The sequence below is a fragment of the Actinomadura sp. 3N407 genome, assembly GCF_052245875.1.
In the GTDB taxonomy this organism is placed as follows: Bacteria; Actinomycetota; Actinomycetes; order Streptosporangiales; family Streptosporangiaceae; genus Spirillospora.
Genome location: NZ_JBQQBP010000007.1, coordinates 65,504 through 81,903, shown reverse-complemented (window position 1 = coordinate 81,903; position 16,400 = coordinate 65,504). Strand labels below are relative to the sequence as shown.

Sequence of the window (16,400 nt, the reverse complement as noted above, 5' to 3'; positions counted from 1 at the left end):
AACGGAAGAACGCGCTCGTCAGCGGCTGTGCAGCGCGGTCTCCGGAGGACGCAGGGCACGGGGCGCGCCGAGCGCCCGGGAGATGCCGCGCGCGCTGGCGCGGACGACGGGGATGAGCGTCCGCGCCTCCCAGCCGTCGGACGGGACGACGATCGCGACGGCGGCGACGACGGCGTCGTCCGGGCCGAAGACCGGCGCGCCGACCGACAGCGCGAACGTCTCGACCTGGCCGTCGCTGATCGCCACGCCGGTCCGGCGGACCTCGGCGAGGACGCGGCGCAGTTCGGGACCGGACGCGATCGTCTTGTCGGTGAAGCGGCGGAGGGGTCCCGCGATGGCGCGTTCCTGGAGTTCGGTGTCGGCGTGCGCGAGCATCGCGAGGCCGACGCCCGTCGCGTGGGCGGGCCAGCGTCCCCCGACGCGGGACAGGACGTGCACGGCGTCGCGGGCGGAGATCCGCTCGATGTAGACGACCTCCAGGCCGTCCAGCACGGCGAGGTGGACGTTCTCGTGCGTCGCCTCGTAGAGGTCCTCCAGGAACGGCATCGCGGCGTCGCGCAGCACGGGCCCGCGGGGTGCGAGCGCGGCGACCTCGAAGAGCCGCAGCCCGATCCGGTACATGCCGCCGGGCTCGCGTTCGAGGGCGCCCCAGTGGGTCAGCTCGCCGACCAGCCGGTGCGCGGTGGACAGCGGCAGGCCGGCGTGCCGGCTGATCTGGGTGATGTTCAGCGCGGTGCGCTCGGCGGAGAACGCCTCGAGGATGTCCAGGACGCGGCTGGTGACGGTGGGCCGCCCCCCGCCGCCGCCGGTGGGCCCGCTGGGCCCGCTGGACGCCGCCTTGCCGGACGCCGGCCGGTCGGACGCCGTCATGGCATGCCGTGCTCCTCCCGCAGCCGCGTCTTGAGGATCTTGCCGGCGGCGTTGCGCGGGATCTCGTCGGCCAGCACCGCCGACTTGGGGATCTTGTAGCGGGCGAGCCGCCCCGACAGCGCGTCCAGGACCTTGCCGGGGTCCACGTCCGCGCCCGGCCGCGGGACCAGGACGGCGCGGCCGACCTCGCCCCACGTGTCGTCCGGGACGCCGATGACCGCGCATTCCAGCACGTCGGGATCGGCGAGGATCGCGTTCTCCACCTCGGCCGGGTACACGTTCTCGCCGCCGGAGATGATCACATCCTTGATCCGGTCGACGATGAAGGCGTAGCCGTCCTCGTCGAGGCGCGCCGCGTCGCCGCTGTGGAACCAGCCGTCGGCGAGCACCGCGGCGGTGTCGTCGGGACGTCCCCAGTAGCCGCGCATGACGTGCGGGCCCTGGACGACGACCTCACCGGTCTCGCCGGGCGCCACGTCCGCCATGTCGGGGCCGACGACGCGCACGTCGCTGAAGAAGTGCGGCACCCCGGCCGAGCCCACCTTGGACACCGCGCGGGAGGCGTCGAGGAACAGGACGCCGGGGGCGGCCTCTGTCATCCCGTAGCCCTGCAGGAACGTCAGGCCCCGCTTCTGGTAGGTCTCGATCAGTGACGGCGGCACCGGGGCGCCGCCGCAGGTGAGGATGCGCAGCGAGGACAGGTCGGCGCCGGCCCAGCCCGGTTCCCGCGCGACCCGCTGGAACATCGTCGGCACCCCGAACATGAACGTGACCCTGTGCTCGGCGATCATATCGAGGGTCGCGGCGGGGTCGAACGCGGCGACGAGCACGCATGTCCCGCCCTTGAGCAGCACCGGCAGCGTGAGCATGTTGAGCCCGGCGGTGTGGAACAGCGGCGCGGACACGAGCGCCACCTCGCCCGCCACCAGATCGTGGTCGATGAGGACGTTGATCGCGTTCCAGGTGATGTTGCCGTGGGTGAGCGTGGCACCCTTCGGCACACCGGTCGTCCCGGACGTGTACATGATCATGCAGGGGTCGTCGAGAGCGACGGGCACGTCGAGCGGGGCGTCGTCCGCGGCGGTGAGAAGCGCCTCGTACCCGCGCTCCCCCGGGTCGTCGAGCGCGACGTGCTCCCGGACCGGGGTGCTGCCGCGGATGCCGTCCACCAGCCCGGCGTGGGACGGCCCGTGCACCAGCACCGAGGCGCCCGAGTCGTCCAGCTGGTAGGCGATCTCGGGGCCGGTGAGCCGGGTGTTGAGCGGGACGAACACGCCGCCGAGCATTCCGGTGGCGAACAGCGTCTCCAGGAAGGACGGATGGTTGGGGCCGAGGTAGGCGACCCTGTCGCCGGGCCGGATCCCGAGGCCGCGCAGAGCGTGCGCGAGGCGCGAGACGCGGCCGAGCAGGGCGGCGTAGGTGAGCGTCCGTCCGTCGTGGACCAGGGCGGCCGCCCGAGGGGTCTTGCGGGCGCGGCGCGCCGGCCATGACCCGAGTCCTTCGTTGCGCATTCGGGGCTGTCCTCTCCCGGGGTGGGCGTACGGCCGAAGTTAGGCGTATTCTCCACAGTGGTCAATGATTTGCCGAACATCGACGTGGCGCCGGGGTCGTGTCACCAGAGCTGTGGCGGCAGCCACGGCGGTGGGGCCGGGCGGTGGGGCCGGGCGGCGCCCGCGCCGTCGTTACGCTGACGGGATGACGGGAGCCGAACGGGTGGCCGAACAGGTGAACGCACAGAGCGCTGCCGGGCCGACTGCGGCCGGTGAGCCGTCCCCGAGGCTCCGGCCACAGTCGCTGATGCTGACCTATCTCGGCAACTACGTGCTCGGCCGCGACATCGCCGTGTTCTCCGGCAGCTTCATCGACACCTTCGCCCGGCTCGGCGTCGGCGAGCACGCCGTCCGGTCGACGCTCACCCGCATGGTCGGCCGCGGCCTGCTGGAGCGGCACCGGGAGGGCCGCCGCATGCACTTCGGGCTGACCCAGCGGTCGGAGGGCATCCTGCGCGACGGCGACGACCGCGTCTGGCGCCGCGGCGTGCTCAACACCGACTGGGACGGCGACTGGACCGTGCTCGCGTTCTCCATGCCCGAGTCGTGGCAGCGCGTCCGGCACGACCTGCGCGCACGGCTCACCTGGGCCGGCTTCGGGTCCCTCGGCAACGGCACGTGGATCGCGCCGTCCCGGGTGGACGTCCGCCCGATCGTCGCGGGCCTCGGCCTGAACGGCCACCTCAAGGTCTTCGCCGGCCGGGCCGAGCAGCCGACGGACGTCGCCGGCATGCTGCGGGAGGCGTTCGACCTGGACGGCCTGGCGGGCGGCTACCGCGCGTTCCTCGACCGCTGGGACCGCCCGGACCCGCTGCCCCACGCCCCCGACGACCTCGCCCGCTACCTGTGGATGACCACCGAGTGGCTGCAGCTCGTCCGCGCCGATCCCCGGCTTCCCGTCGAGCACCTGCCGGCGGGCTGGCCCGCCGTCCGGGGGCAGCAGGTCCTGATGGAGCTGCGCGACCGCTACCGGGCTCCCGCCCGGCGCCTCGCCGACGAGGCCATCGAGTTCGTCCGGCTGGGCTGATCCCTCCCGCCCTCTCCGTGGACAGGCCTTCTCCGTGGACAGGCCTTCTCCGTCGACGGGCCCTCTCCGTGGACAAGTGGAATGACCTGCCCGTTCGCGGGTACGCGAGGTGCCTGCGATGACGGAAGGTGATCGGCATGTCTCTCGGAGCGGACGGGCCGCCGGACAGGGTCCCACGCGAGCCGCTGCGGATCCGCAGCCGTGTCCGCGACGCCTGCCTGGTCGTGGAGGCGGAGGGGGAACTCACGATCCTCACGGCCGACCAGCTGCGCGAACACGTCCTGGCGGACATGCGCGGCCTCGGCGGGCCGCCGCGGGTCGTGCTGGACGTCGGCGAGGTCGACTTCTGCGACTCCTCGGGCCTCAACGCCCTGATCGTCATCTGGAAGAACGCGCACAGGGCCGGCGGCGAGTTCGTCCTCGCCCGCCCGGAGCGGCGGTTCCGCACCATCATCGAGCGCAGCGGCCTGGACCGCCATCTGATCGCCCACCCGACACGGGAGAAGGCCATCGCCGCCCTGACCGAGCCCTGAGGGGCCGGGGCCGCTTGCCGCCTCACCCAGATGATGATACGCATTCCGTATTAACGTCTCATGAGGGTGAGGTTCCCATGGAACGCCTCGACACCCGCACCTCCCACGCCGACCACGCCGACCACGCCGACCACGCCGACCCTGGCGCCCCTGGCGACCCTGGCGACGACGCCGACCACGCTGACCACGGCCGGCCGGCGCCCGGCGCCGCGCACCGCCCGGCGGGCGCCATCCCGGGGCCGTCCTCGCTCACCTGGCGGTACGCGGGCGACTGGCGCGGCGTGTTCACCGGCCGGTCGACGCTGCTGCTGCAGGTCGCGCACCCCATGGTCGGCGCGGGCGTCGCCGACCACTCCGAATTCGTGGAGGACCGCTGGGGGCGCCTGCGACGCACCCTGGAGTCGGCGAACGACTTCCTCGGCTACCGCGGCGAGGGACGCGGCCGTGACGAGGCGGCCCGGCTCCGCGAGATCCACAGGGACATCAAGGGCGTGGACGCCGAAGGCCGCCGGTACCACGCGCTGAACCCCGAGGCGTACCTCTGGGTGCACGCGACGCTCTTCCACGGCATGGTGCACACGCAACGCGTGTTCGGCCGCGCCATCGGCCCCGCCGAGGAGAAGGCCCTCTTCCGGGAGTGGCGCGACCTCGCGCTCGCTCTCGGCGTCACCGAGCGCCACCTGCCGTCCGGTCCCGCCGCCTTCCGCGACTACTTCGACGACATGGTCGAGAACCGCCTCGAGGGCAACGAGACCGTGGAACTGCTCATCCGGCTCGACCGCACGCCGCTGCCGCCGCCCCCGAAGTGGCCGCTGCCGAAGGCGGCCTGGACGGGCCTCGCGCTCCCGCCGACCCGGCTGCTGCGCGAGACGGGCATCGCCACGCTCCCGCCCGTCCTGCGGGAGCGGTTCGGGCTGCGCTGGACGGCGGCCGACCGGCTCCGCTTCGAGCTGTTCGCGCGGACCGTGCGCGCCGCCGGCGCCGTGACGCCCGACCGGCTGCTCCTGTCCCCCATCGCCGCCCGCGCCATGCGCTCCGCGCGGCGGGCACCGGACTAGAGTCGGCGGCACCATGACGAGCGACGAACCGACGAGCGACGACGAACTCCTGCGCAGCCTGCTCACCGGCGGCGCGGAGAGCGAACCCCAGACCGACCGGATCCTGGACGCCGCCCTCAGGTCGTTCGAGACCTACGGGCCGCGCCGCACCACCATGGACGACGTCGCCCGCGAGTCCGGGCTCGGCCGCGCCACCATCTACCGCCGGTTCCCCACCAAGGGCGACCTGGTCACAGGCGTCCTGCTACGGGAGGCGCGGCGGTTCTTCGCCGAGCTGGACGACGCCGTCGCGGCGCTGCCCACCCTGGAGGAGCGCCTGGTCGAGGGGTTCGCCGTCACGCTGCGGATCAGCCGCGAGCAGCGCCTGATGACCCGCCTGATGGTCGTCGAGCCCGAGCTGGCCCTCCCGCACGCCACGGTCAAGGCCGGGCCGCTGCTGGCCGCCGCCCGCGGCTACCTCGCCGGGCGGCTGCGCACCGCGCAGCGCCTCGGGGCCGCCCCGCCGCACGTCGACCCCGAGGTCGTCGCCGAGATCCTCATCCGCCTCACCCATTCCCTGATGCTGACCCCCGAAGGCCACATCCCGCTCGACGACGAGGGCGCCCGCGACTTCGCGCGCCGCTACCTCCTCCCCATGGTCGGCAACCCGCGGGGCTGACGCCCGCGGCTAACCGCGGTTCCGCGCCGCCTCGCGCAGCGCCTCCAGGCCCCGGGCGATGGGCCGCTGCCCGTCACTGCCCCGCCGGACGCAGGCGACGATGCGCCGCGTCGGCACCACCGCGCCGCGCAGGGGGACCCTGACCACCTGGTCCTCGGGCGGCAGCGGGGCGAGCCGGGGCACCAGGCCGACGCCGAACCCGCGCGCCACGAGCGCCGAGACCGCGAACCACTCGTTGGCCTCGTGCGCGATGCGGGGCGCGTAGCCGGCCGCCGCGCAGGAGGCGAGCATCAGCTGGTGCTGGTCGGAGCGATCCGGCGAGCCGATCCACGGCTCGGCCGCCGCGTCCGACAGCAGCGCCGTCCCGCGCGCCGCCAGCGGGTGCCCGGCCGGGACGAGCAGGTCCTGCGGCTCGTCGAGCAGCGGCCACTGGGCGAACCGCGCGTCGTCCGGCGCGGGGGTCGCCCCGGTGGGGATGACCACGGCGATGTCGCAGTGCCGGGCGAGGAGCAGGTGGGCGGTGTCGTCGCTCTCCTTCTCGCTCATGTGCACGGTGAGGCGCGGGTGTTCCTCGCGCAGCAGCGCGGCCGCCGGGGCGACCAGCGCGGCGAGGGCGCTGGACACGCTGCAGAAACGGACGTGCCCCGCCGTCCCGGCCCGGTGGCCGGCGAGGTCGGCGCGGGCGAGCTCCCACTGGGCGGACAGGACGTCGGCGTGGCGCAGGACCGTGTGCGCGGCGGCGGTGAGCCGCACCCGCCGTCCCTGCGCCTCCAGCAGGTCGACGCCGAGTTCGCGGGAGAGCTGCCGGAGCTGCTGCGACACCGTCGACGGCGTCAGGTGCAGCGCCTCGGCGGCGGCGGTCACCGTGCCCCGCTCCCGCAGCACCCGGAGCGTCTGCAGGCGATGGTCGATCATATGGCCATTCAACATGATGATGTGCGGAATCTTTCGATGGACCCGCACGATCGCCGCCTCGCAGACTGGCCGCATGGCGATCAGGACGGACCGCCGCGCCATGGAGCGCGCGGACACCGGGGCGGCCGGGCGGGTCCCCGCTCCGCTGCTGGTGCTCGGCAGCGTCGTCTCGATCCAGGCGGGCCAGGCGTGCGGCAAGGCGATGTTCGGGATGGCCGGGGCATCGGGCGTGATCGTGCTCCGGCTGACGTTCGCGGCACTCGTGATGCTCCTCGTCCGCCGTCCACGCCTGCCGCGCCGCGACTCGCTGGGCCTGATCGCCGGCCTGGGCGCGGCGATCGCCGGGATGCACCTCATCTACCCGGCGATGGAGCGGCTGCCGGTGGGCGTCGCCTCCACGCTCCAGTTCCTCGGCCCCCTCGCGCTCGCTCTCGTGAGGGCGCGGCGGTGGGCCGATCTGCTGTGGGCCGCGCTGGCGGGCATCGGCGTCCTGCTGCTCTCCCGCCCGTCCGGCGCCGCGCTGCCACCGGCCGGGATCGCGTTCGCCCTCGCCTCGGGCGCCTGCATGGCGGCCTATCTCGTCCTGAACAAGCGCGCCGGAACCACGGACGGCGCACCGCTCGCCTGGGCCGCGGCGTTCGCGGCGCTGCTCGTCCTTCTCCTCGCGCCGGCGGCGGGCCGGGCGCTGCTGAGGCCGGACGTCCTCCTCGCCGGGCTCGGTGTCGCCCTGCTCTCCGCCGTCGTCCCGTGGTCGCTGGATCTGGCGGCGCTCCGACGGCTCCCCGATCGCGTGGTCGCCGTGATGGTCAGCCTCGAACCCGCCGCGGGCGCCGCCGCCGGGCTCGTCCTGCTGGGCGAGCACCTGGCGTGGTCGGCCTGGCTGGCCATCGCCTGCGTTTCAGCGGCGTCCGCCGGCGCCGCGCTCTCGCACCTGCACCGCCGCTAGCCCGGGTCCGGGAGTGTGATCCTGAGGGTGGTGCCTTCGCCGGGCGGGCTGTCCACGGTGACGTCGCCGCGGAGGGCGCGGACGCGGTCGGTGAGGCCGGCGAGGCCGCCGCCGGCGGACGGTGCGACGCCTCCGACGCCGTCGTCGCGGACCTCGGCGACGATCCCGCCGGCGCCGGGGCGGACGCTCAGCTCGATGGAGCCGGCCCGCGCGTGCTTGACGGCGTTGGTGAGGGCCTCGCAGAGAGCGAAGTAGAGCGTCGACTCGAACTCGGGCGGAAAGCGGCGGGCGGGCAGGTCGAGCCGGACGGGGACGGCGGCGCGCGCGGCGACCAGCCCCATGGCCGGGGCCAGGCCGGCGTCGGCGAGGATCGCGGGATGCACCCCGCGGGCGAGGCCGTCCAGTTCGGAGACCGCCTCGGCCAGCTCGCGGCGGCAGGTCCGGGCCTGTTCCCGTGCCCGCGGGTCCGCGGCCGCGGACTCCAGTTCCGCGAGCATCCCCTCCAGTGCGCGCAGCCGCTGCTGGGCGCTGTGCTGCAGGTCGGCGGCCAGCCGCTCGCGCTCGGCCGCCTGGACGCGGACGAGAAGCTCCCGTGCGTCGCGGGCCCGTTCGAGGTTGCCCTGGGCCGCCGCCTCCAGCCGGGCGGTCTCCAGCGCGCGGCCCCCGGCGACGAGCGCGGCCTCGACGAGCGGCTCGTGGTCGCGGAGCACGGCGGCGGCGTCCACGGTGGCGAGGGGTTCGCCGCCGGACGTCCTGACCTCGTGCCGCCAGCGTCCCGGGGCGTCGCCCGGCGCGGTGTCGTCGAGGCAGGCGTCCACCGGCCGCCCGGCCACGTCGACATAGCCGCCGCCGGCCCACAGCCACAGGTCGAGGGTGTCGTCGCGCAGGACGCTGCGCAGGGCGTCGCGGACCTTCTCCACGGAGACGGGGTCGGTGAGGCGCTGCATCCGCTCGGCGACGGTCAGCTCGGCCAGCCGGGTGCGCAGCGCGGTGCCGAGGAAGGCGAGCGGCACCATCGTGGCGAAGATCCCCTGGACGAGGTAGACGCGCAGGACGTCGTCCAGCTCCACCCCGGCGCGCAGGAGCGTGCCCTGGATCGCCAGGGCCCCGGCGACGCCGATCGTCACCGTGACCGCGACCGGGACGGTGAGCGTCCGGTCCAGCCGCCCGATCCGCGGCAGCCGCGCCAGAAGGATGATCACCAGGGCGCCGGCCAGGGCCATCATCAGGGCCGTCATCACGCGCTGGACGGCCTCGAACGCCTCATGGCCGGGGTGCAGCGCCGGCCACGCCGCGGTGGCGGCGAAACCGTTCCACCGGGGCCGCGAGACGGCGCACAGGACGGCCTGCCCGCCGACCATGATCACGACGGCGGCGGCCGTCCACAGCCGGGCGGCCGGACCGTCCAGGCGTCCTCCCGGGTACAGCAGGACGCCGATGCCGATCGCGGTGAAGAACACCGACTGGGCGAACACCGAGACGAGCGGGCCCGCGCCGGCGTTCCAGGCCGCCGCCCAGGTCGCCGCCCACGCGGCCGCGGCGACGATGAACGCCGCGCCCGTCCGGCGGCCGCGCCGTCCCGCGGCCAGCAGCCCGCCCGCGGCCGCGAACCCGCCGCAGCAGGCGAGGGTGACCGCGGCGGCGGCGGGCTGCGCGCGCCAGTACGGCCAGCCGCACGCCAGCGCGCCCGCGGCGACGGCGGCGCCCGCGCACAGGGCGCGGCGGACCGGCGCGCCGAGCCACAGGGGCGGCCGCCAGGGCACGGGGCTCACCGGTGTCCCTTCCGTGTCGTCCCGGGCGACCTGGGGCCGGGAACGGGGTTTTCCCGGATGTGCGAGGGAGACGGCACCGGGAGCATGGAGCGGGCCGGGCGCGGTCCCGGGGCCCGGGACCGATGTGAATGCGGCGGTGGCGTGCGGGGGCCACCACCGGGCCACCTGACGCGACCCGACCGATCCGGTCAGTTTTCCTCACCGGGTGGGCCGGGCGCGAGGGCCCGTTATCCGATTGATGCGCGGGCCTGACTGAACGCGGAGGCGCGGAGGCGCGGGCGGAACCGGCCGGCGGAGTTCGGCGGGCCTCAGCGGGCCTCGGCGGCCCGCAGCCAGGTGAGGACGGCGAGGACGCGCTTGTTGCTGTCCTGCGGCCCCGGCGGCCCTCCCGACGAGGTGATCCTGAGCTTGGTGAAGATCGCCCGCACATGGTCCTCGACGGTCCGGGCGGACAGGTGCAGCCGCTTGCCGATCCCCGCGTTGGAGTGGCCCTCGGCCATCAGCGCCAGCACCTCCCGCTCGCGCGCCGACAGCCGGGCCAGCTCGTGCTCCCGGTGCCGGGCCTCCACGAGCCTGCTCACCACGTCCGGGTCGATGACGACCTCGCCCCGCATGACGCGCTCCAGCGCGGACCGCAGGTTCTCCACGTCCGTGACGTGGTCCTTCAGCAGGTAGCCGACGCCGCGCGGCCGGTCGCGGAACAGCTCCATCGCCTGCGGCGTCTCGTTGTAGGCCGACAGGACGAGCACGCCGAGGCCGGGATGGCGCTCCAGAAGACGGCGCGCCGCGACGACGCCCTCGGTGCTGTACGTCGGGGGCATGTGCAGGTCGACGATCGCCACGTCGGGCGGGTCGCCGGCGACGCGGGCGAGGAGCTCCTCACCGGAGCCGGCGGACACGACGACCTCGATGCCGACCGTGGTGAGCAGGGTGACCAGCGCCTGCCGGAAGATCCCGCTGTCCTCCGCCACGGCTACTCGCATGGCAGATCCATCCTCACCGTCGTGCCCCGTCCGGGACCGCCGCCGACGTCCACGTTGCCGCGCAGCGCCCTGATCCGGCCGGACAGCCCGGCCAGATCGGCGGCGGGATCGGCGGCCGGATCGCCGGGGCCGCCGCTTTCGCTCACCTCCGCGACGAGCCGGCCGTCCTCGGCGCCGACCCGCACGGACACCTCTGTCGCACGCGCGCGTTCGACAGCGTACGACAACGTCTCGCAAAGCACGGAGTAAAGCGTGGACTCGATCTCCCGGGAGAACCGCCGCGGGGTGACGTCGAGCTTGACGCGGGTACCGAGCCGCTCCGCGACGACCTCCAGCGCCGGCCCGAGACCGTCCTGGACGAGCAGCGCCGGCTGGACCTCGCGGGCGAGCGCCCGCAGTTCCGCGAGGGCCTCCATCAGCTCGGCGCGGCACGTCCGGGCGTGCTCCTTCACCACCTGGTCGGCGGTCACCGCCTCCAGCGTCCCGAGCATCGCTCCGAGCGCCAGCAGCCGCTGCTGCGCGCCGTCGTGCAGGTCGCGGGCGAGACGCTCGCGTTCGACGGTCTCGGCCCGGACGAGGCGGCGGTAGGCGGAGCGGACCTGTTCGAGGCCCGCGTGCACGCCGGCCTGCAGCCGCGCGGTCTCCAGCGCCCGGCCGCCCGCGGCCAGCGCGGCCTCGACCAGGGACCCGTGGTCGCGGAGCGCGCCGCCGAGCTCCACGACGGCGAGCGGGTCGCCGGACGCGCTGAGCACCCGGTGCCGCCACCGTCCCTCGCCCCCGGCCCGCTCCCCCGCGCCGGTGTCCCCGACGGGATCGATGTCGACGGGACGTCCGGCGGTGTCGACGTAGGTCTCCTCCATCGGCGCCCAGAACCACAGCTCCAGGGTCGGGTCGTGCAGGACGTCCCGCAGGGCGTCGCGGACCCGCTCCACCGACACCGGCGCGGTGAGCCGGAGCATCCGGCCGGCGACGGCCAGCTCGCTGATGCGGACCCGCAGCCCCGACGCCAGCAGCGTCAGCGGCACGAGGACGACGACCGCGCCCTGGACGACGTACACCTCCAGAAGGTCGTCCAGCGGGATCGAGGTCTCCATGATCGGCTTCTGGGTCAGCGCGGCGGAGATCCCGACGAAGGCCAGCGCGCCGGTCACCGGGAGGGTGAGCAGCCGCCGCAGCCGGTCCATCCGCGGCAGCCGGAGCAGCAGCACGACGGCGAACGACAGGGCGAGCAGGAGGTACAGCGCCGCGGAGACCGTCAGGACGACCTGGAACACGCCGAAGTCGGGGAACGGCGCGGGCCACCAGACCGACTCGCCCCGGAACGCGGCCCACTCCGGCTCCGAGGTCATCCACAGCGCCGTCGGGCAGCCCAGCAGGATGACGCACGCCATGACCGTCCAGATCCGGTCGGCCAGGTACTCCAGCCGTCCGCTCGGGTACAGCAGGACGCCCACGGCGAGCGCGAGGTAGAACTCGGCCTGCGCGTACGGCGACATCATCGGCCCGATGCCGGCGTCCCAGCTCGCCGCCCAGTTGGCCGCCCAGCACACCGACGCGGTCACGAACAGCAGCCCGGTGCGCCGGGTCCGCCCGCCGGTCGCCAGCAGGACGCCCACCACCGCGATCGCGGCGCAGCTCACCAGCGTGATCGCGGCGGCGGCCGGGTGGTCGCGCCAGTACGGCCAGCCCGCGAGGAGCGCCAGCCCCGCCACCGCGAGCCCGGCCGCGAGGGCGCGCCTCGTCTCCGCGCCGAACCACGGCGGCGACCTGCGCCGCCGCGGGGCGGAAATCACCACGGCCACCCTCTCCATGCTCGGACCTGCGGACACGTCCTGCCACCGGAAACCCACGGGGCGGCGGTCCGTGCTTTCCCGGACGCGGCGCCGCCGCGCGGCCGGCCGCGCCGGGCGCACGGGAAGTTTCCCGGACCGCGCCGCGGACCTGTAGTGGCGTTATCCGATCGATGCGGCCCCTCCCGGGGCGTCTCCGTCCCGATCATGCGGGACGGACGCCCCGCGCGACCGGGCTCATCCGGGACGCGCCGCCCTTGACACGGGGACCGAATCCGTGGAGGGCTCCATTCGGCCCTTTCGCCGTCCAGTGAAAGGAATTCACATTCACCGGGAAAACCCTGGGTCCGCCACCGGGAACATCTGGATTGCCGTTTCGGCCCCGCACTGCGAGGATCGTTTCGGCGATGGTGGGGGACTTCCCGGGAAAGGGGCACGGGGGAAATGAACCGAGAGACGGCCGCGTGGACGGGCCCGCGGCCGGGCGCCGAGCCGGACACGGCACCGCAGGCGGGACCGAACACGGCAGAGGGCACCGCACCGAGCACGGCAGAGGGCACGGCACCGGACGCGGGGCCGGGATGGACGCGGGCGGCGGCCCGGCGGCCCGTGCTCGTCGACGCGTCCGGCCCGAGGCTCCCGGTCGTGGACCCGGCCCGGCTCCGGCCGCGCTACCGCACCATCCTGGCGGTGGACATCGAGAGCTCCACCACCCGCACCGACGCGGTGAAGGCCGAGCTGCGGCAGGTGCTGTACCGGCTGCTGGAAGAGGCGTTCAACCGCGCCGGAATCGAGGAGCGCTACCGGGAGGCGTATGTCGACCGCGGCGACGGGATGCTCGTTCTCGTCCATCCTTTCGACGAGGTCCCCAAAACGCTGCTGCTGTACCCGGTCGTGCCGATCCTGTCCGCCCTGATGGCCGAATACAATTCGGAGCCGGTGATCGCTGCGGGCGGCGACCGGCGAATTCGCATTCGCGTCGTCGTGCACGCCGGAGAGGTGCACAATGACGGCCGCGGCAATTTCGGCGAGGCCCTCGACGTCGCCTTCCGGCTGCTGGACTCGCCGGCGGCGAAGAGCGCGCTGCGGCGTACCGGCGCGCCGCTGGTGCTGGTGGTGTCCGACGACATCTACCACTCCATCGTGCGGCACGGCTACGAGGGCATCCGGGCGGACTCCTACGCCCCGCTCGTGCAGCTGCGGGTCACCGGCCGCGCGCACCAGGGCTGGGTCCACGACGCCACCGCCGCCCTCGCCCCCGCGGGGCCGGACGCGTCCCCGGGGCTGGCCGCCAGGACGAGACGGCTGCTGAACAGGCTCGCCGTGTGAGCGCGCCCGTCAGCGGCGGCGGCCGACGCCCGCCAGGGTGAAGGTGCGCTCCGGGTGCGCGACGGCCGGGCGGGACGGGACGGGCCGCCACAGCGAGGTGTAGGTCAGGCCCGGTTCGACGAGCTCGAAGGACCCGACGATGTCGAGGATCTCGGCGCGGCTCCGGCCCCAGAAGTGACCGCTGGTCGGCTTGAACACCTCGCCGACGTCGCCGCCCGACTCCGGTTCCGGGTCGTGGGTGATGTGCGTGAACACCAGGTGGCTGCCCGCCGGCAGGGCCTCGTGCAGGCGCCGGACGGCGGCGGCCGCCTCGGCGGGGTCGCCGATGAAGTGCAGGACCCGGTCCAGCACGCACGCCACCGGCTGCTCGAAGTCGATGAGCTCGCGGACCTCCGGGTCGGCGGTGACGGCCTCGGGGCGGTGCGGGTCGCACCGGACGGCGGCCGTGCGCGGCGTCCCGGCGAGCAGGGCCCGGGCGTGCACCAGGACGACGGGGTCGCCGTCGGCGAACACGACCGTCGCGTCCGGTGCGACCTCGGCGGCGATCTCGTGGACGTTCCCGCGCGCGGGAAGCTTGGTGCCGATGTCGATGAACTGGCGGACGCCCTCACCGGCGAGGAAGCGGACCGCGCGCCCGATGAAGGCGTGGTTCTCCCGCGCCGCCATCCGCGCCTCCGGGATGACCTCGATCAGCTGTTCGGCCACCTCGCGGTCGGCGGCGTAATTGTCCTTGCCGCCGAGAAGATAGTCGTAGATCCGCGCCGTGTTGGGCGTCGTCAGGTCGACGCCGGCGGGCGACCACTCCTCATCAGCCATCGTGACTCCACTCGTCCCCGGAGAAACGATCGTCTCATGGAGCGCAAATCGGCACCGCCGGGCCCGGCGGATCACTTGTCCGACACGGCCGGGGCGCCGTGCACGGCGCCGGCGGTGGCGTTCTTGTGGGCGCAGGCGACGCGCTCGATCTCGTCGGGGCGGGCGCGCCCGGCGATGAGGTCGAGGATCCGCCCGTGCTCGGCCACCGAGCGGCGGGCCCGGCCGGGGACGTAGCCGGACGCGGGGCGCCGCATGTGGTCCAGGCGCGTCCACTCGGCCTCCAGCAGGGACCGCAGGTGCGCGTCCGGGCAGTGCTCGTAGATCGAGAAGTGGAACTCGCGGTTGAGCGCGGTGAACGCGGTGGGGTCGAACGCCTCCAGCGCCTCGATCATGCGGTCGTTGATCGCGCGGGAGCGGCCGACCGCCGCGGCCGTCATGCACGGGGCGGAGATCGCGGTGGCGTAGCCCTCAATCCGGGCCAGGAGCTGCAGGGTGTGCTCCACCTGCGCGGCGTCGAACACGGCGACGCGGGCGCCGACGTTGCGCACCAGTTCCACGAGCCCGTCGGACTGCAGGCGGCGCAGCGCCTCGCGCAGCGGGATCGTGCTGACCCCGGTCTCCTGGGCGAGCTGGTTGATGACCAGCCGGTACCCGGGCACGTAAGTGCCCTCCAGGATGCGCGACCGCAGCAGCCCGTAGCAGAACTCGACCTTGCTCTCCCTGGTCCGGTCCAGCTTCCTCGCGGAACTCACCCGGTTCTCCTCATCCTTCGGCCGAACCCCCGGTCGTTCGCGATTCCCCGTACCGGCCCATCATTCTCGCCGACCGCGACCACGGCAGGAACCACGGCAGGAACCACGGGAGCAAGCACGGAAGCAAGCACGGGAGCAAGCACGGAGCACCAGGGCACGCGCGGACCGCGCTCAGTCGGGGAGCATCGGGACGGACGTCCCCTGGTCGCGGCCGAGCAGGACGGCGCGGGTGATCGCGGCCGAGCCGAAGCGGCCGCGGACGCCGTCGACCGCCTCGTCGACGGCCCCGCCCCCCTCGAACGGCGCCTGCTCGAACGGGAGCGCGAGCTGGACGGCCCGGTCGTCGTGCAGGTTGCCGAGCGAGACGCCGATCAGGGTCAGGCCACGGCTCTCGATCACCGGCGCGGCGGCCGCGAGCAGGGCCCTCGCCGCGGCGAGGATCCGCGGGGTCTCGGCGGTGGCCTGCGGCAGGGTGTGCGAGCGGGTGGCGCGGGCGAAGTCGCCGAACCGGAGCCGGAGCGTGACCGTCCGGCACACCCGCCCGGCGCCCCGCAGCCTGCCCCCGAGGCGGTCGGCGAGGCCGACGAGCATCGCGTCCAGTTCCTCGGGGGACCGCCGGCGGCGTCCCAGCGCCCGCTGCGCGCCCATCGAGCGGCGCCGGACGCCGGTGCGCACCGGGCGCGGGTCGCGGTTGCGCGCCAGGGCGTGCAGGTGGCGGCCGGCGCCGGGGCCGAGCAGCGACACCAGCGTCGCCTCCGGCATGTCCGCCACGTCCCCGACGGTCGTGACGCCGTACCCGGCGAGCTTGGCGGCGGTGGCCCGGCCGACCCCCCACAGCCGCCGCACCGGGAGGGGGCGCAGGAATTCCGCCTCACCGTCGGGCGGCACCACCAGCAGCCCGTCGGGCTTGGCGACGCCGCTGGCGACCTTGGCGAGGAACTTGGTGCGCGCCACGCCGACCGTGATCGGCAGCCCGATCTCCTCGGCGATCTCCCGGCGCAGCCGCGCGGCGACGCCCGCGGGCGGCCGGTGCAGCCCGTCCACGTCGAGGAACGCCTCGTCGATCGACAGGCCCTCCACCAGCGGCGTCGTGGCGCGGAAGACGGCGAACACCGCCTTGCTCGCCTCGGTGTAGGCGCTCATGCGGGGCCGGACGACGATCGCGCGCGGGCAGAGCCGCCGGGCCTGCCCGCCGCTCATCGCGGTGCGGACCCCGTGCGCCTTGGCCTCGTAGCTGGCCGCCAGCACCACGCCCGCCCCGACGATCACCGGCCGTCCCCGCAGACCGGGATCGTCGCGCTGCTCGACCGACGCGTAGAACGCGTCCAGGTCGGCGTGCAGGATCGTGGCGCTTCCGGACACGAACATATGTTCGCATAGTCGCCGCCGTGTGTCGCTGTA

At 74.5% G+C, this 16,400-nt stretch carries 15 protein-coding genes; 6 read left to right on the top strand and 9 right to left on the bottom strand.

What is annotated here, in order from left to right; genetic code table 11:
• Nucleotides 1-18: 18 nt before the first annotated feature.
• Nucleotides 19-870, bottom strand: coding sequence for an IclR family transcriptional regulator (locus ACTWPP_RS19180; RefSeq protein ID WP_443105653.1), 852 nt, complete (start codon nt 868-870; stop codon nt 19-21).
• A complete protein-coding gene (locus ACTWPP_RS19175) occupies nt 867-2,381 on the bottom strand; it encodes an acyl-CoA synthetase (RefSeq protein ID WP_443105652.1) in 1,515 nt (504 codons plus the stop codon). The genes ACTWPP_RS19180 and ACTWPP_RS19175 overlap by 4 nt, the downstream gene beginning before the upstream one ends.
• A gap of 184 nt (nt 2,382-2,565) precedes the next feature.
• Here ACTWPP_RS19175 and ACTWPP_RS19170 point away from each other — a divergent pair, with 184 nt between their 5' ends.
• The 4 genes from ACTWPP_RS19170 to ACTWPP_RS19155 all read left to right on the top strand — a co-directional run bounded on the left by ACTWPP_RS19170 (nt 2,566) and on the right by ACTWPP_RS19155 (nt 5,696).
• Nucleotides 2,566-3,447: a PaaX family transcriptional regulator gene (locus ACTWPP_RS19170; protein ID WP_443105651.1), complete on the top strand. Its 882-nt coding sequence runs from the start codon at nt 2,566-2,568 to the stop codon at nt 3,445-3,447.
• A 137-nt stretch (nt 3,448-3,584) separates the two neighbouring features.
• Nucleotides 3,585-3,980: an STAS domain-containing protein gene (locus tag ACTWPP_RS19165; protein ID WP_443105650.1), complete on the top strand. Its 396-nt coding sequence runs from the start codon at nt 3,585-3,587 to the stop codon at nt 3,978-3,980.
• A gap of 77 nt (nt 3,981-4,057) precedes the next feature.
• Entirely contained in the window at nt 4,058-5,038 is a 981-nt protein-coding gene (locus ACTWPP_RS19160) for an oxygenase MpaB family protein (protein WP_443105649.1), read from the top strand.
• A gap of 13 nt (nt 5,039-5,051) precedes the next feature.
• Nucleotides 5,052-5,696 (top strand): TetR/AcrR family transcriptional regulator, encoded by a 645-nt coding sequence (locus ACTWPP_RS19155; protein WP_443105648.1) that lies wholly within the window; start codon nt 5,052-5,054, stop codon nt 5,694-5,696.
• Nucleotides 5,697-5,705: 9 nt separating this feature from the next.
• Here the strand turns inward: ACTWPP_RS19155 and ACTWPP_RS19150 are convergent, their stop codons facing one another.
• The gene (locus ACTWPP_RS19150) at nt 5,706-6,611 is read right to left on the bottom strand and encodes a LysR family transcriptional regulator (protein ID WP_443105647.1); all 906 of its coding nucleotides are present in this window, start codon (nt 6,609-6,611) and stop codon (nt 5,706-5,708) included.
• Between the two features lie 73 nt (nt 6,612-6,684).
• Here ACTWPP_RS19150 and ACTWPP_RS19145 point away from each other — a divergent pair, with 73 nt between their 5' ends.
• A complete protein-coding gene (locus ACTWPP_RS19145; protein ID WP_443105646.1) occupies nt 6,685-7,557 on the top strand; it encodes an EamA family transporter in 873 nt (290 codons plus the stop codon).
• Here ACTWPP_RS19145 and ACTWPP_RS19140 read toward each other — a convergent pair.
• From ACTWPP_RS19140 to ACTWPP_RS19130, 3 genes are all read right to left on the bottom strand, one after another.
• Complete coding sequence (locus tag ACTWPP_RS19140; RefSeq protein WP_443105645.1) at nt 7,554-9,329, bottom strand: sensor histidine kinase; 1,776 nt, start codon at nt 9,327-9,329, stop codon at nt 7,554-7,556. The two genes, ACTWPP_RS19145 and ACTWPP_RS19140, sit on opposite strands and share 4 nt — an antisense overlap.
• Nucleotides 9,330-9,637: 308 nt before the next feature.
• Nucleotides 9,638-10,312 carry a response regulator transcription factor gene (locus tag ACTWPP_RS19135; RefSeq protein ID WP_443105644.1) on the bottom strand — a complete coding sequence of 225 codons (675 nt, stop codon included), beginning with the start codon at nt 10,310-10,312 and terminating at the stop codon, nt 9,638-9,640.
• Nucleotides 10,303-12,123, bottom strand: a complete 1,821-nt coding sequence (locus ACTWPP_RS19130; protein ID WP_443105643.1) for a sensor histidine kinase — start codon at nt 12,121-12,123, stop codon at nt 10,303-10,305. Before ACTWPP_RS19130 ends, ACTWPP_RS19135 begins: the two co-directional genes overlap by 10 nt.
• Nucleotides 12,124-12,546: 423 nt before the next feature.
• Between ACTWPP_RS19130 and ACTWPP_RS19125 the strand changes: the two genes are divergently transcribed.
• A complete protein-coding gene (locus tag ACTWPP_RS19125) occupies nt 12,547-13,431 on the top strand; it encodes a hypothetical protein (RefSeq protein WP_443105642.1) in 885 nt (294 codons plus the stop codon).
• A gap of 9 nt (nt 13,432-13,440) precedes the next feature.
• On the opposite strand, the gene ACTWPP_RS19120 is transcribed toward ACTWPP_RS19125, so the two are convergent.
• The 3 genes from ACTWPP_RS19120 to dinB form a co-directional block, all read right to left on the bottom strand.
• Nucleotides 13,441-14,247 (bottom strand): SAM-dependent methyltransferase, encoded by an 807-nt coding sequence (locus ACTWPP_RS19120; RefSeq protein ID WP_443105641.1) that lies wholly within the window; start codon nt 14,245-14,247, stop codon nt 13,441-13,443.
• Nucleotides 14,248-14,318: 71 nt separating this feature from the next.
• Nucleotides 14,319-14,999 (bottom strand): GntR family transcriptional regulator, encoded by a 681-nt coding sequence (locus ACTWPP_RS19115; protein WP_443105640.1) that lies wholly within the window; start codon nt 14,997-14,999, stop codon nt 14,319-14,321.
• Between the two features lie 171 nt (nt 15,000-15,170).
• Nucleotides 15,171-16,361, bottom strand: a complete 1,191-nt coding sequence (gene dinB, locus ACTWPP_RS19110) for a DNA polymerase IV (RefSeq protein WP_443105639.1) — start codon at nt 16,359-16,361, stop codon at nt 15,171-15,173.
• Between the last annotated feature and the right edge of the window lie 39 nt (nt 16,362-16,400).